Raw genomic sequence first — 332 nt, 5'->3', positions numbered from 1 at the left:
CGCTTCGCCTAGCATCATTGCTAATGGGTGCGTGGTTTGGTTTCAACGCCATTGCGAACTACGTAGCGGGCTTCATTGGCTCTCACGTAGGCGACTACGGCGCTATGTCTATCTTTGGTGGCATTGCAGTAGCGGCAACCGTCTCTGGCATTATTCTACTGTTCATGTCGAACACGCTAGTTAAATGGATGCACGGTGCGGAAAGCAAGCCGGACACTACAGAAGATAAAGTGCACGACGCACAAACTCTTCATGCATAATCGATAACGTCTAAGGGTCGCAGTTAGCGACCCTTTTTTATCGAAAGACCCAACGGGCGCTGAGTAGATAAT

The 332-nt window shown here is 49.7% G+C and carries 1 pseudogene; it reads left to right on the top strand.

Annotation, left to right across the window (positions count from 1 at the left end):
* A pseudogene (locus tag AB4585_RS26050) lies at nucleotides 1-260 on the top strand (dipeptide/tripeptide permease); the annotation flags it as partial.
* Between the last annotated feature and the right edge of the window lie 72 nt (nucleotides 261-332).

The sequence above is a fragment of the Vibrio sp. 10N.222.49.C9 genome (assembly GCF_041474985.1).
Taxonomy (GTDB): domain Bacteria; phylum Pseudomonadota; class Gammaproteobacteria; order Enterobacterales; family Vibrionaceae; genus Vibrio; species Vibrio crassostreae_C.
The sequence above is the reverse complement of the archived record's forward strand: the minus strand, read 5'-3'. Positions and strand labels throughout refer to the sequence as shown.